The sequence below is a fragment of the Allorhizobium sp. nf9_anc genome, from assembly GCF_056323085.1.
In genome coordinates, this window is the sequence record NZ_CM150481.1 from 1,434,158 (window position 1) to 1,446,826 (window position 12,669).

10 protein-coding genes are annotated in these 12,669 nt (G+C 61.4%); 5 read left to right on the top strand and 5 right to left on the bottom strand.

The features are described from left to right. Positions 1-1,065 carry a GGDEF domain-containing protein gene (locus tag AC02Y0_RS06795; RefSeq protein WP_102020284.1) on the bottom strand — a complete coding sequence of 355 codons (1,065 nt, stop codon included), beginning with the start codon at positions 1,063-1,065 and terminating at the stop codon, positions 1-3. A 218-nt stretch (positions 1,066-1,283) separates the two neighbouring features. Continuing rightward, positions 1,284-2,891 (bottom strand): fumarate hydratase, encoded by a 1,608-nt coding sequence (locus AC02Y0_RS06800; protein ID WP_444558363.1) that lies wholly within the window; start codon positions 2,889-2,891, stop codon positions 1,284-1,286. A 178-nt stretch (positions 2,892-3,069) separates the two neighbouring features. Between AC02Y0_RS06800 and AC02Y0_RS06805 the strand changes: the two genes are divergently transcribed. Continuing rightward, positions 3,070-3,936, top strand: a complete 867-nt coding sequence (locus AC02Y0_RS06805) for a GGDEF domain-containing protein (protein ID WP_476383201.1) — start codon at positions 3,070-3,072, stop codon at positions 3,934-3,936. A gap of 45 nt (positions 3,937-3,981) precedes the next feature. On the opposite strand, the gene fumC is transcribed toward AC02Y0_RS06805, so the two are convergent. Next, positions 3,982-5,370, bottom strand: coding sequence for a class II fumarate hydratase (gene fumC / locus AC02Y0_RS06810; protein WP_476383202.1), 1,389 nt, complete (start codon positions 5,368-5,370; stop codon positions 3,982-3,984). A gap of 448 nt (positions 5,371-5,818) precedes the next feature. Between fumC and AC02Y0_RS06815 the strand changes: the two genes are divergently transcribed. After that, the gene (locus AC02Y0_RS06815) at positions 5,819-7,693 is read left to right on the top strand and encodes a L,D-transpeptidase family protein (protein ID WP_476383203.1); all 1,875 of its coding nucleotides are present in this window, start codon (positions 5,819-5,821) and stop codon (positions 7,691-7,693) included. 64 nt (positions 7,694-7,757) lie between these two features. Here the strand turns inward: AC02Y0_RS06815 and AC02Y0_RS06820 are convergent, their stop codons facing one another. Beyond that, complete coding sequence (locus AC02Y0_RS06820; protein WP_476383204.1) at positions 7,758-8,453, bottom strand: HAD family hydrolase; 696 nt, start codon at positions 8,451-8,453, stop codon at positions 7,758-7,760. A gap of 123 nt (positions 8,454-8,576) precedes the next feature. On the opposite strand from AC02Y0_RS06820, the gene rpiA reads away from it, so the two are divergent. The 3 genes from rpiA to gor all read left to right on the top strand — a co-directional run bounded on the left by rpiA (position 8,577) and on the right by gor (position 11,342). Then, positions 8,577-9,278: a ribose-5-phosphate isomerase RpiA gene (gene rpiA / locus AC02Y0_RS06825; RefSeq protein ID WP_102020278.1), complete on the top strand. Its 702-nt coding sequence runs from the start codon at positions 8,577-8,579 to the stop codon at positions 9,276-9,278. 17 nt (positions 9,279-9,295) lie between these two features. After that, positions 9,296-9,838, top strand: coding sequence for a DUF2059 domain-containing protein (locus tag AC02Y0_RS06830; protein ID WP_102020277.1), 543 nt, complete (start codon positions 9,296-9,298; stop codon positions 9,836-9,838). A 115-nt stretch (positions 9,839-9,953) separates the two neighbouring features. Next, entirely contained in the window at positions 9,954-11,342 is a 1,389-nt protein-coding gene (gor, locus tag AC02Y0_RS06835) for a glutathione-disulfide reductase (protein ID WP_476383205.1), read from the top strand. 445 nt (positions 11,343-11,787) lie between these two features. Here gor and AC02Y0_RS06840 read toward each other — a convergent pair whose 3' ends face one another. Continuing rightward, on the bottom strand, positions 11,788-12,648 hold the full coding sequence (locus tag AC02Y0_RS06840; RefSeq protein WP_476383207.1) for an alpha/beta hydrolase family protein: 861 nt from the start codon (positions 12,646-12,648) through the stop codon (positions 11,788-11,790). Positions 12,649-12,669: the final 21 nt, after the last annotated feature.

Consider the following 12,669-nt stretch of genomic DNA (forward strand, 5'->3'; position numbering starts at 1 on the left):
TCAGCGCTTGTAGATCAGCCAGCTCTTGTTGAAGTCCTTTTTCATCCCGTCTTCATAGGGCTTGGTGCGATTGCGGCCGGCATTCTTGGCGCAGTAGAGCGCGATGTCCGACTTGGCATAGAGTTCACCCGCGTCTTCGGCGTCGGGTGCCATGGCAAAGCCCAGCGAGATGGTAATCGGCCCGTAATTCACGCCGGTCTTGGAGTTCTTGAACGGCGTCGTCTCGAGCGCAATGCGGACGCGTTCGCAGGTCTGGTAGATCTCGTCCGCCGTGTTGCCTTCGATGATGATGGCAAACTCTTCACCGCCCGTCCGTGCAACGAAGCTGTCCTTGCGGACATTGGCGCGGATCACGGTTGCGACCGTTGCCAGGATCTTGTCGCCGACGGGATGACCGTAGGCGTCGTTGACCTTCTTGAAATTGTCGATGTCGGCCAGAACGAGGGCAGCAAGCGGCTTGGTGCCGCTGGTGTAGATCGTTGCAAGCTTTTCGTCGAAGGCGCGCCGATTGGCGATGCGGGTCAGCGAATCCGTATTGGCGATCCGCTTGTATTCGTCGAGTTCGCGGCGAACCTCGTCCATTTCCTGGGAGCGCTGCGACATCTGAACGACCGTCTCCTCGCCATGGGCCATGGTGGAGCCGGTGGCTTCGGTCAGGATGTTGATGGCGCTGCGCAGGATGTCGGCGCTGTTGGTGCTCTTCGAATTGATCCGGTGATAGGTTTCGCCCAGCAGGCGGTTGTAGCTCTGCAGGGAGTTCTGCTCCTGCTGCAGAAGTCGCAGCAGCCCGTCCAGTTCGCCAATCAGCTTGCTGTGGACATTTTCGATGGCTTTGGACTGGTGGGCGGCAAAATACTGTTCGCCGACGGCATCCAGCTCATCTTGCGTCGCACGGCTGCCGAGCGCTGCCAGTTCCCGGGTGAGAGATGGATTGGAGCCGATGAAGGCTTCGTAGAACAGCTCGTAATTGCGCGGGATTGGGGCAACCCCCATCGAGCGCATCGCGTAGGTGATCTGTGCCGCGACGTCAGGTGCCTGCGTCTTCGGCGGTGTCGCCGTGCTCATTCGGCCAACTCCAGTGGTCGCTCAGTCAAGGCCTTCAAAGGCCATAAGAAAAATTACAGGCAAATGATTGGAAAATGTTTAATGTTCGCGCAACGACAATTTGTCGGTGCGAAATGAGCGGCAATCGCTCTTTTTCGATAAGTATCTGCGAAATAAGGAATGATCGCCGTCGCGGAAAATGCCTTCCGCAACGGCAGTTCGTTTGGCTGCAAGAAAACTCAGCCGAGGTTGAATTCCTGGAAGAAATCATTGCCCTTGTCGTCGGTGACGATGAAGGCGGGGAAGTCTTCGACCTCGATCTTCCAGACCGCTTCCATACCGAGTTCGGGGTATTCCAGGACCTCGACCTTCTTGATGCAGTCCTGTGCCAGACGGGCAGCCGGGCCACCGATCGAGCCGAGATAGAAGCCGCCATGGGTCTTGCAGGCCTCACGCACGGCGCGCGACCGGTTGCCCTTGGCAAGCATGACCATCGAGCCGCCGAAGGACTGGAACTGATCGACGTAGCTGTCCATGCGGCCGGCAGTCGTCGGGCCGAAGGAGCCGGAGGCGTAGCCGGTCGGGGTCTTGGCGGGACCGGCGTAATAGACCGGATGGTTCTTCATGTATTCGGGCATGCCTTCGCCCTTTTCCAGGCGATCGCGGATCTTCGAATGGGCGAGGTCGCGCGCGACGATGATCGTGCCCGTGAGCGACAGGCGCGTCTTGACCGGGTGTTTGGTCAGTTCCGCCAGGATCGCGCTCATCGGCTGGTTCAGGTCGATCTTGACGACCGACGAGGAAAGGGCCGTGTCGTCGATCTCGGGCATGTATTTCGACGGATCTGTCTCCAGCTGCTCGATATAGATGCCGTCTCGGGTGATCTTGCCCTTTGCCTGGCGGTCGGCGGAACAGCTGACGCCGAGGCCGATCGGCAGCGACGCGCCGTGGCGGGGCAGGCGGATGACACGCACGTCGTGACAGAAATACTTGCCGCCGAACTGCGCGCCGACGCCCATCGACTGGGTCAGCTTGTGGATTTCCTTTTCCATTTCGATGTCGCGGAAGGCGTGGCCGCTCTCCGAGCCTTCGGTCGGCAGATCGTCGAGATAGCGCGCAGAGGCGAGCTTGACGGTCTTCAGCGTCATCTCGGCGGAGAGGCCGCCGATGACGATCGCCAGATGGTAGGGGGGACAGGCTGCCGTACCCAAGGTGAGGATCTTCTCCTTGAGGAAGTCGATCATCCGGTCATGGGTCAGAAGCGATGGCGTGCCCTGATAGAGGAAGGTCTTGTTGGCCGAGCCGCCACCCTTCGCCATGAAGAGGAACTTGTAGGCGTCCTCGCCCTCCTCATAGAGGTCGATCTGGGCCGGCAGGTTGGTCTTGGTGTTCTTTTCCTCGAACATCTTGATCGGGGCGAGCTGCGAGTAGCGCAGATTGCGACGCTCATAGGCGTCACGCACGCCCTCGGCCAATGCCGCGTAGTCCTGTCCGTCGGTCCAGACGCGGCGGCCCTTCTTGCCCATGACGATTGCGGTGCCGGTGTCCTGGCACATCGGCAAGATGCCGCCGGCGGCGATGTTGGCATTCTTCAGGAGGTCGAAGGCGACGAAGCGGTCATTGTCGGTGGCCTCGGGGTCTTCGAGGATCGAGGCGAGCTGCTTCAGATGGCCGGGGCGCAGGAGGTGGTTGATATCCGAGAGTGCGGTTTCGGCGAGAAGGCGCAAGCCTTCAGGTTCGACCGTCAGGATCTCCTGACCCTTGAAGGTCTCGATGGAGACATAGTCGGACGTGATCTTGCGATAGGGAGTCAGGTCTTCGCCAATTGGGAACAGATCGTCTGCCATCACGGGGCCTTTCGCGACGTAAGCTGGAAATTCCGGTGGTTTACGGGGAAGGGCTTAACATTTCAATGCGGCGAAAGCCTTAAGCTGCGCGTTGACAGGACAGGTGGCCTTCTGTGAAAGGCCTGATCGCATGCCCTTCGACGGGCCTGTCAAACACGGAGAAGTGCAAGGAATGCCCATGGACTACGCCAACCGAGCGAAGTGGTATCGCTCGATCATCGCCAAGATATTCCTCGTCAGCTTCGTCTGCATCCATGTTCCCCTGATTGCACTGCTGATCAATTTCGGCACGGCCACGCAATCGGATATGTTGACGATAGGGCTCGTCGTGCTTGGGGCCACGCTGGTGGGAACCGCAGCCTGCCTGGCGACGATGTGGTGGTTGACGTTGCCGCTGCGCAATCTGGCGATGGCTATCAGTCGGTATCGCACCGGGGCCGCTTTTGCGGAGGAGAACCTCAACAAGCATGGTGATGACGAGATTGCGGTCGTGACGCGGGCCGTCTGCGGCATGGTCGGCGAGATCTCGGCGCTTGCCGAACGCGTCGAGGGACAGCCGGCTCTCGACCCACTGACGGGCCTGTTGAATGGCAGCGCCGCCTATGGTGTGCAGCTTGGACCTCTGGCGCGGCAGATCGGTGGTACGGCGGACATCGTGGTCGCCGTCTTCGAACTGGAGGCGATTGGTGCCCCGCTTTCGGGGTTGGACCAGGAAACGTCCGACCGGGCGCTGGTGGCTGTGGGCGATCTGGTTCGCCAGCATTTCTCACCACGGCCGGTGGCGGCACGCATGTCCAATACGACATTCGTGCTGCTCTTTGCAGGCGATGAACTGTCTGCCGTCCATGCCAGCTGCGAGGCGATCCGGCGCGCTGTGCTCGAACTCGAAGTTGGCTCCCTGGCGCGTGGTCGACTGCGCGTGACGTTCGGGCTTGCCATTCGCCGCAAAAACGAGGCCATGGCCGACCTGTTGCATCAGGCGGACATGGCGCTCTTCCGGGCGAAGGACATCCGCCGCACCGGCCTTGAGATGTTGCTGCGCTAGGCGGGCAAGAATTGACGGCGCGGAATCCTCCGCGCCGCTTGGCCTTTACTGTGGGCCGATCATCAGTTCCGGGCGCACGAACTGGTCGAACTCCTCGTTGGTCAGATAGCCGCCACCGACGGCCTCTTCACGCAAGGTGGTGCCGTTCTTGTGCGCGGTCTTGGCAATCTTGGCGCAGGTGTCGTAGCCCAGGCGGCTGTTGAGCGCCGTCACCAGCATCAGCGAATTCTCGACGCCCTTGCGGATATTGTCCTCGCGAGCCTCGATGCCGACGACGCAATTGTCGGTGAAGGAGACGGCGGCGTCGCCCAAAAGCTGCACCGATTGCAGGAAGTTGTAGGCCATCATCGGATTGAAGACGTTGAGCTCGAAATGGCCCTGGCTGCCGGCAAAGGTGATCGCGGCCTGGTTGCCGAAGATGTGGGCGCAGACCTGGGTCAGGGCTTCCGACTGTGTCGGGTTGACCTTGCCCGGCATGATCGAGGAGCCCGGTTCGTTTTCCGGCAGCGCCAGTTCGCCGAGACCGGCGCGGGGGCCGGAGCCCAGGAAGCGGATGTCGTTGGCAATCTTGAAGAGCGCTGCTGCAGCCGCATTGATCGCGCCGTGGGCAAAGACCATCGCGTCGTGTGCTGCAAGCGCCTCGAACTTGTTCGGGGCCGTGATGAAGGGCAGGCCGGTGATCTCGGCGATTTCTGCCGCCACCTTCTCCGCAAAGCCGATTGGGGCATTGAGCCCTGTCCCGACTGCGGTGCCGCCCTGGGCGAGTTCATAGAGACCCGGAAGGGTGAGTTCGATCCGCTTGATCGAAGAGGCGACCTGAGCGGCGTAACCGCCGAATTCCTGGCCAAGCGTCAGCGGCGTTGCATCCTGGGTGTGGGTGCGGCCGATCTTGATGATGTGGGCAAAGGATTTCGACTTGGCGTCCAGGGCCGCGTGCAGGTGTTTCAGGGCCGGCAGCAGGTGGTGGACGACATGCTCGGCAGCCGCGATATGCATGGCCGTTGGATAGGTGTCGTTCGACGACTGGCTCATGTTGATGTGGTCATTGGGGTGGACGGGCTTCTTTGAACCCATTTCTCCGCCCAGCATCTCGATGGCGCGGTTGGAGATCACCTCATTGGCGTTCATGTTTGACTGCGTGCCGGATCCGGTTTGCCAGACAACGAGGGGGAAGTGGTTGTTCAGCTTGCCGTCAATAACTTCCTGGGCGGCCGCAACGATGACATCGCCGATTTTCGGATCGAGTTTGCCAAGCGCCATATTGGCGCGAGCGGCTGCCTGCTTGACGATGCCGAGCGCGCGCACCACCGGCAGAGGCTGCTTCTCCCAGCCGATCTTGAAGTTGCCGAGCGATCGCTGAGCCTGGGCGCCCCAATAGCGGTCCGAGGCGACTTCGATCGGGCCGAAAGTGTCGGTTTCTGTGCGGTGCGTCATCTGATGTCCTGCCTTTGACGGGGGCTGTGCCGGCTGCCGGCGTTAGCGATGGATTTAGGTGCTCGCGGGGCCGTTACAAGCTGAACATCATAAGATGACCGTAACTGTCAACTCTATATCGGGAGGCGTATCTGCCACGGTCGCAGCGGTGCGTCTGTGTCGTTTGCAGCACGTGTCACGACTATTTGTCGTGAAGTGAATGGGGATCCTGGGGGTGCGTTTGCTACGAGTTGTTAACGTCAATCAAAATTTAACGAATGTTTCCATTTAGTTTGCGCGGGCACGGCGGCTTTCCTCAGCCGACGGGTCACACAAAGTTGACGCTGTTGCATGAGAGAGCATGGCGACGTCCAACTTTTCAACGATATGCCGATCCGCTAGTGATCCGCCAAGACACTCATGATGCCGCGAGTCCGCCCAAGACTCGGACCGGGAAATGGAACAGAGAATGACGAGAAACACGAAATTCGTAGTCACCGCGCTTCTTGCTGCGACTACCGCGGTCGGAACCCTGCCGGGCGAGGCGACTGCCACTACGCTTCTCGATCTGCTCCGCGGCGGCCCTGGTCGTCAGGCCAAGCAGCAGGCTGCTCCGGCCTCGCTGGAACAGCAGGCGCGCGGTGGGCTTGAGATGGGTGATCCGGAGCCGTTGCCGAAGGTCGCGGGCCCGCAGTACTACACATACAAGCCGGAGGCGCAGCGCGCGATCAAGATCAAGCTGCCGGTATCGGAGCCTGTCGCAGGCTCTGCCGAAGCTCAGGCTTCGCCGGAAGTCTTGGGTAGCCGGCGTTTCCTGTCCGACGTCTCTGTTCGGGCGAATGACGAGGTCGCGAAGACTGTCGAAGCCTATTACGGCAATCTCAACAAGCCGCTGATCTGGACGGATGGCGAGGGTATTTCCGAGCGAGGTCGCCGGATGATCGAGGCGCTCGCCGCCGCAGACACCGTCGGTCTCTCGCCCGACGACTACCTGGTTACCATGCCGGCCGAAACGGCTGATCCTGCCGATCCGGAGAAGCGTCAGCGCGAGCTGATGGGGTTCGAAGTGGCGCTCTCGGCCAAGGTGCTGACCTACGTGCAGGATACGACGCGCGGGCGCATCGATCCGAACAAGATCTCCGGCTATTACGACTTCAAGCGGAAGGGCGTGAACATTGCGCCCGTGCTCGATATGCTGCGGCTGAGCCCTGACGTCGCCGCCTATCTGCGCAACCGCGATCCGAAGAGCCCGCAATTCGTGGCCTTGCGCGACGAGCTCGCCCGTCTGCGAGCGGAAGATGCTCAGGCCTCGACGAAGCCGATCGCGATTGCGCCGGGTACCTTGCTGAAGCCCGGTCAGAGCAATCCGGAACTCGCCAATGTCGTGGGTGCGGTGAAGCAGGTTGCCTCCGAAGCCGTCCTGTCTGCGCATGCAGCAACGCTGACCGGCTACATGAACACGCCGGAATACACGCCCGAACTGGTCGCGCTCGTCGAAGCGTTTCAGAAGGAAAAGGGCTTGAAGCCTGACGGTGTCGTCGGCCCCGCCACGATCCGTGCCATGACCGGCCATAGCAATGCCGAGAAGATCGCCAAGCTGCAGACGTCGCTGGAAGCCGTGCGCTGGCTGCCGACCGATCTCGGCTCGCGCTATGTCTTCATCAATGCGCCTTCCTTCCGCGCCACTTACGTGAACGACGGCAAGGAACAGCTGTCGATGCGGGTGGTCGTCGGTTCCAAGGCCAACCAGACCTATTTCTTCCAGGACCAGATCGAGACCGTCGAATTCAATCCCTATTGGGGCGTTCCAAAGTCGATCATCGTCAACGAGATGCTGCCGAAGCTGCGCGCAGATCCATCCTATCTGGACCGCCTCGGCTACGAAGTCTCGTATGACGGCCGTAAGGTTGCATCGAGCCAGGTCGATTGGAACGTGACCCATGCCGTCGACGTCCGTCAGCCGCCGGGTGGCGACAATGCACTCGGCGAGTTGAAGATCCTCTTCCCGAACGAGCATGCGATCTACATGCATGACACGCCGTCGAAGAGCTACTTCAACCGCGACATGCGGGCGCTCAGCCATGGCTGTGTGCGCCTCGCCGAGCCGCGCGTGATGGCGGCTGCGGTTATGGGCACGACGGTCGAGGAAATCGGTAAGCAGATCGCATCGGGCCAGAACCGTGCCGTTCAGGTGCCGCAGAAGATCCCGGTTTACGTGTCCTATTTCACGGCCTGGCCGAACAAAGACGGCGTCGTCGAGTATTTCGATGATGTCTATGGCCGCGACGGCCACACGGCAAAGGCCTTCAAGGCGACGACGGATGCGCGCGCACCGCGGGTCTGATCAGGCAGATTTCTGAGCATGATATTGAATGGCGGGCCTGGTGCCCGCCATTTTTTGTGTCCGCTTAGCGGGTCAGGCGCTCGACGAGTTCGACGGTCAGTTCGTCGAAGTGTGCGATCACATGCGAGGCGCCGAGCTCTTCCACGGGAACGTCCGAATAGCCGAATGGGACAGCGATCGATGGGATGTTTCCGTTTCGGGCGGCCAGGATGTCGTTGATGCTGTCACCGATCATCAGCACCTTGTCGGCCACGCCGCCCGCGCGTTCGACGGTTGCCAGGATGTGTGCCGGGTCAGGCTTGCGGAAGGCGAATGTGTCGCCGCCGGCAATGGCTGCGAAATAGTCGGTCAGCTCCAGACGTTCGAGCAGTGGCAGCGCCAGCCGTTCCATCTTGTTGGTGCAGACGGCCAGCCGGAAGCCTGCGGCGCGCAGCCGATCAAGCGCGTCGAGCAGGCCCGGATAGGGGTGGCTCTTGCCGGGCATGGCTTCTTTATAGTGATCAATGAAGCGGTCGAGCAGGGCGGGGACCTCGTCTTCGGTCAGCGGCGCACCGCGCAGGGCGAAGGCCCGCTGGATCATGACGCGCGCACCCTGGCCGACAAGATGGGTCAGGTCATCATAGGTGACGGGGTCGAGATTGCGGGCCGCGATCGTGTGGTTGAGGCTTTCGACCAGGTCCGGGGCCGTGTCGATCAGGGTTCCGTCGAGGTCGAAGACGATGGTCGTGGCGGTCAAGACGAAGCTCCCTTGCAATCTCATCAGTGCTGCCGGGGGTAGGGGAAATCCTCTGAAAAGGCAACGCCGCATGGCGATGCGGGGCTTTCACTCGGCCAAGGAGGCGTGTAAACAGCATCCAACGAAACGGACGGGAGCTTTCGGCGCATGGACGCCCGCGAAATGAAGATCAAGGCCGCAGCTGCGGCGCTGGAACATGTCGAAGACGGCATGCGTCTCGGGATCGGAACCGGTTCGACCGCGGAAGAATTCGTTCGGCTGCTGGCGGAAAAGGTGGCCGGTGGCCTCAAGGTCGAGGGTGTCCCGACATCCGAGCGCACGGCGCGCCTCTGCCTTGAACTCGGCGTTCCGCTGAAGTCGCTGGACGAACTGCCGCAGCTCGATCTGACGATCGATGGCGCCGACGAGATCGATGGTGGTTTTCGCCTGATCAAGGGCGGCGGCGGCGCGCTTCTGCGCGAAAAGATCGTCGCGGCTGCCTCGACCCGGATGATCGTCATCGCCGACGAGACCAAGCTGGTCGAAACACTCGGCGCATTCCCACTGCCGATCGAGATCAATCCCTTCGGCCAGGCGTCGACCCGGCTTGCCATCGAACGACTGGCAGACGAGCTCGGTCTCAGCGGTCCCATGAAGCTCAGGACCCGTTCGGACGAGAGCCTCTTCATGACCGACGGCGGACACCTCATTCTCGACGCATCTTTTGGCCGCATTCCTGATGCAGACGCTCTGGCAAGCCGGCTCAATCAAATCCCCGGCGTGGTGGAACACGGCCTTTTCATAAACTTGGCATCGCTCGCGATCATCGCCGGACCGGCGGGTGCACGGGTGATGGAGCCGAAGAACTAACAGGAGCATTGAATTTCATGATCAGCTTTACGGGTATGGGCCGCTTTGCCTCGATCGCCGTCATCGCCGGCAGCCTTGCACTGGGCGCCGTTTCGGCAAAGGCTCAGGACGTGCCGGCCGAGCACATGCAGGCGGCACGCGACGCGATCAGCGCGCTCGGCGTGACCAACCGCTTCGATGCGATCCTGCCGAACATCATGGACCGTCTGACGGCCCAGCTCATCCAGGCCTATCCGAACCTGCAGGACGTGATCTCGGCCAAGGTCGAGGAAGAAGCCCTGAAGCTTGCTGCCCGCCGTGCAGACCTCGAACGCGAAGCAGCACTGGTCTATGCCAAGGCGTTCACGGCTGAAGAACTGAACCAGATCACTGCCTTCTACGGCAGCGAAGCCGGCAAGAAGCTGTTGAAGGATGGCCCGATTGCCACCCGCGAACTGCTGAAGGCAGCCGACATCTGGACCGCCGGCATCGCCCGCGATCTCGAACAGCAGGCCAATGCAGCCCTGCTCGCCCAGGTTCAGGCCGAGCAGCCGGCAGCGGCGGAAGCGCCGAAGCCCTGATACGATCCGTTTTGGATTTTCGAGCCCGGGCGTCGTCCCGGGCTTTTCTTTTTGTGCTTCCGTCTCCTATATCAGGCGCAGTTGCAGCAAGCGCCCGGCCGGGCAGGAGACCTCCATGAGCCAGTTCGACTACGACCTCTTCGTCATCGGCGGCGGCTCAGGCGGGGTGCGCAGCGCCCGTGTGGCGGCATCGCTCGGCAAGAAGGTGGCGATTGCCGAAGAGTATCGCTTCGGCGGTACCTGCGTGATCCGCGGCTGCGTGCCGAAGAAGCTCTTCGTCTATGCCTCGCAGTATCACGAACATTTCGAGGATGCGGCCGGCTATGGCTGGACGGTTGGCGAAAGCAAGTTTGACTGGCCGTCGCTGATTGCTGCCAAGGACAAGGAAATCGACCGGTTGGAAGGCCTTTATCGCAAGGGCCTGGAGAATGCCGACGTCGAGATCCTTGAAACGCGCGCCGAACTCACGGGGCCCCACAGCGTGCGCCTCGTGAAGGGCGGCCAGGAAGTCACGGCCGAGCGCATTGTCGTGGCCGTCGGTGGCGCGCCCAATCCGCATGCGGCTCTGCCAGGCTATGAGCACTGCATCTCGTCCAACGAGGCATTTCATCTTGAAAAGTTGCCGCGCTCCATCCTGATTGCCGGCGGCGGGTATATCGCAGTGGAGTTTGCCAACATCTTCCACGGGCTGGGCGTCGAGACGACGCTGATCTATCGCGGTGGCGAGATCCTCAGCCGCTTCGACCAGGACATGCGCCGTGGGCTGCATGAGGCGATGGTGGCCAAAGGGATCCGCATCATTTGCCAGGACCATATCCAGAAGGTGACGAAGTCGCCCGCCGGCAATCTCGACGTTGAGACGATGAACAATGGCCGTTTGGTCGTCGAGCAGGTCATGCTGGCGCTCGGCCGCGATCCGAACACCACGGGGCTTGGTCTCGAAGCTGCAGGCGTTGAGACGAACGAGCGTGGCGCGATCGTGGTCGACGCGTATTCGAAGACCAACGTGCCGAGCATCTTCGCTCTCGGCGATGTCACGGACCGGGTTCAGTTGACGCCGGTCGCCATCCATGAGGCGATGTGCTTCATCGAGACGGAGTACAAGAATAATCCGACGTCACCCGATCATGATCTGATCGCGACGGCAGTATTCTCGCAGCCGGAGATCGGCACCGTTGGCCTTTCTGAAGAGGCTGCTGCGAAGAAGTTCGAGGAGATCGAGGTTTATCGCGCGCAGTTCCGTCCGATGAAGGCGACGCTGTCGGGCCGGGCCGAGAAGATGATCATGAAGCTGATCGTCAATGCCGCCGATCGCAAGGTCGTCGGCGCACACATCTTGGGCCATGATGCAGGCGAGATGGCGCAGCTGCTGGGCATCACACTCAAGGCCGGCTGCACCAAGGATGATTTCGATCGCACCATGGCCGTTCACCCGACAGCTGCGGAAGAACTGGTGACGATGTACACGCCGACATACAGGGTCAGGAACGGCGAGCGGGTCTAAGCCGCCGCCGCTTGTACCGACATTAAAGCAATCCCTGCGGGTCTCATCAGAGGTCCGCAGGTGACAATCAGAACTTCGAGATGAGATCCAGTCCCAGGACGGGTGCCGATAATGCGGCAAGGCTCAGAAGCGAGAGCAGGACAATCCGGAGCCGGCGGCTCCTGCGGGTTTGTACTCCAGTCCAATCATACGCCATCACACGATCCTCATGATCAACGCAGGAAGTCAAAACTTCCCGAACACCACGTTACGCCCCCATAGAGCGGGGTAGAGGGCGAGGCTTGCGTGAAGCTTGCCTCCGGTCGGTACGGGCGCACGCCTCGGGATTGAGGTGTTCGCAAGATCTCCATGCTCTCATGAAGCGACGGCTTTGCAAGTTTTCACTGAAAAGCGTGCGTGTTTTGGGCTGTGAATTGTGTGGGTAACCATGCTGCGCTGCGATAGCTCAAGCCTGCTTCAGCCAGTCCACCGCGGGTCCCCAGAGAGTGTCCTTGAAGGCCGAGCGGAAAAAGCCGAGATGGCCGATTGTGCCGCCTGCTTCATGCGGGGAGACCCAGCGTATCTCTGTCGGGGCGCGGCTGTAGTATTTCAGCAGTGCATGTTGGGCCTTGGGCGTACCCCAGGGATCGTCGGTCAGGCCGATGGCGAGAATGGGGGTCTCGACCTCTGCAAAGCGGCGCGCCGCATCCATGGTCGGATCGGCGAAGAAGTATTCGGGATGCCGGCCCCAACGCGCCCATTCGCGAAAGATGGTCCCTGGCAGGGTCTGACCCAGGCCGATCTGGCCGGGAACCTTGCCGAGCAGTGCCGCCAGCGGCACGCCCACCAGATTCATCTGGCTGAAGACGCGAAACCTCGGCTTGGTGTTTCCCCAGTATCCGGTCATGGTCGCGACCATCAGATAGCGGGAGAACCTGTCGGAGCGGCCACCGAGCGCCAATACCTGTCCGCCGAAGGACTGGCCGACGCCGACGATCGGATGCTGGGGTCCCTCCAGTTCGAGTCGACGCAGTGCGGCGGGCATGTCGAAATGCGCCCAGTCGCGCATCAACAGCGGACGCCTCCAAGTCTTCGGTGCCTGGGAGGCTGCGACGCCGCGATAGTCGTAGGTCATGGCGGCGCGGAAGCCGTGATGGGCGACGAGATGTTCGGCAAAGCGGGCGTAGAATCCGCGTGGCACGGCTGCGGCCGAGGAGATGAGCGCCATGGGCCCGTCGCCGCGACCACGCATTAGCGTTCCGTGCAGCGGGAAGCGGTCCGCCGTTTCGAACTGGATTTCGGTATTTTCGATCTCGTGCCGTGTCATGCCGAACCTCCCGTTCCGGAT